The following is a 1,785-nucleotide window of genomic DNA, read 5'->3' on the forward strand; positions in this document are numbered from 1 at the left end:
GGTCGTCGCCAGGTAACATGGTTTACTAGCTCAGTTGGTAGAGCACATGACTTTTAATCATGGTGTCCGGGGTTCGATTCCCCGGTAAGCCACCAAAAAAAGCACTTCTTTATGAAGTGCTTTTTTTATTCTTGATATTTAGGTAAATTTCGAGATTTTTGAAGTAATATATCTTGGTCAAATTAAATTCTATGTTAGATATATTTATATTTAAAGAAATTACACTTATTGATTTTGTTTTTAACTAAATTTATGTTATCATATTAATAAAAATATATAATTTTAAAGGAGAGTAATTATGGAGAATAAAGTTTTAGCTATAGTAAATGGAAGCGAAATCACTGAAAAAGATATGGAAAGATCATTATTAAGGTTTCCAAATGAAACACGAGAGCACTACAAAACAGAAGAAGGTAAAAAACAATTCTTAGAGCAGATAATAAATTTTGAATTAATATATAATTATGCTCTTGATAATGATATGAAAAAGGATCCAGAGTATATAGAACAAGTAAAGTTGATAGAAAAGGATATTTTAATACAAATAGGTGTAAAAAATATAATGGCTGATGTAGATATAACTGAAGAAGAAATTCAAAAATACTATGAAACTAATAGTGAAATGTTTAAAAGTGAAGAGACTGCATCAGCTAAACATATATTAGTAGATACCTTGGAGCAAACGCAAGAAATTAAATTAGAAATAGCTAATGGAATGTCTTTTGAAGAAGCTGCTCAAAAATATTCTAAATGTCCATCAGCAGCTCAAGGTGGAAGTTTAGGTAGTTTTACTAGAGGTAGAATGGTTCCTGAATTTGAAAAGGCGGCCTTTGAATTACAAGTTGGAGAAATAAGTGAGCCTGTTAAAACTCAATTCGGATATCATTTAATACAATTAGATGAGAAAAGTTCACAAGATGTGAAATCTTTGGAAGAATCTAGGAATGTGATTGTAAAAAATATTTTACATCAAAAACAAAATGAGAAATATATAAGTTCTGTAACAGAATTAAAAAACAAATATGCTGTAGAATTAAAATAAAAGTATATATTATTTTTAATATAAAAACCAATATTATTACTAATATTGGTTTTTATTAATACTATAGAGAAATATTTGTAGTATTTAAATTTAAAGGATTATAGAAAAAGTTTGAATTAGAATATAAAAGTTTGAATTAGAATATAAAAGTGTTGACAAATTAAAATATGCCTAGTATAATAGTAGAAGTCGTCACATGATGACAAAGCAAATTGGTCTTTGAAAATTAAACAGAGAAATAGGTAAAATAGCGAAATAACATTTTGCTAGACCAGTTAATTACTTTAGATAAAAAAGTAATTTTAGTCGTAAGACTAAAAAGTATGTAATGAGCTTGCTAACCAGCTTAACAGTTGGCGCAGATTATTCATTTCAAATAAAAAGTGTAAACTTTTAAATTGAGAGTTTGATCCTGGCTCAGGACGAACGCTGGCGGCGTGCCTAACACATGCAAGTCGAGCGATGAAACCCTTCGGGGTGGATTAGCGGCGGACGGGTGAGTAACACGTGGGTAACCTGCCTCAAAGAGGGGAATAGCCTCCCGAAAGGGAGATTAATACCGCATAATATGTTTTAATCGCATGATTGAAACATCAAAGGATTTTTCTTTTAGAAGATTCCACTTTGAGATGGACCCGCGGCGCATTAGCTAGTTGGTGAGGTAACGGCCCACCAAGGCAACGATGCGTAGCCGACCTGAGAGGGTGATCGGCCACATTGGAACTGAGACACGGTCCAGACTC

General features: G+C 31.8%; 1 protein-coding gene, 1 tRNA gene and 1 rRNA gene. All 3 read left to right on the forward strand.

Annotated features, from left to right (window positions below; all coding sequences use genetic code 11):
* Window positions 1-19: 19 nt before the first annotated feature.
* A tRNA-Lys gene (locus Ctaglu_RS24585) sits at window positions 20-95 on the forward strand.
* Window positions 96-298: 203 nt separating this feature from the next.
* Window positions 299-1,042, forward strand: a complete 744-nt coding sequence (locus Ctaglu_RS24590; RefSeq protein ID WP_125006697.1) for a peptidylprolyl isomerase — start codon at window positions 299-301, stop codon at window positions 1,040-1,042.
* Window positions 1,043-1,436: 394 nt separating this feature from the next.
* Window positions 1,437-1,785: ribosomal RNA gene (locus Ctaglu_RS24595) — 16S ribosomal RNA — on the forward strand; the annotation flags it as partial.

The organism is Clostridium tagluense, assembly GCF_003865095.1.
GTDB classification, from domain to species: Bacteria; Bacillota; Clostridia; order Clostridiales; family Clostridiaceae; genus Clostridium_AD; species Clostridium_AD tagluense.

What these genes read in the sequence shown, in the direction of transcription:
- Ctaglu_RS24590 (WP_125006697.1), top strand. Translation starts at nt 299, where the DNA reads ATGGAGAATAAAGTTTTAGCTATAGTAAATGGAAGCGAAATCACTGAA.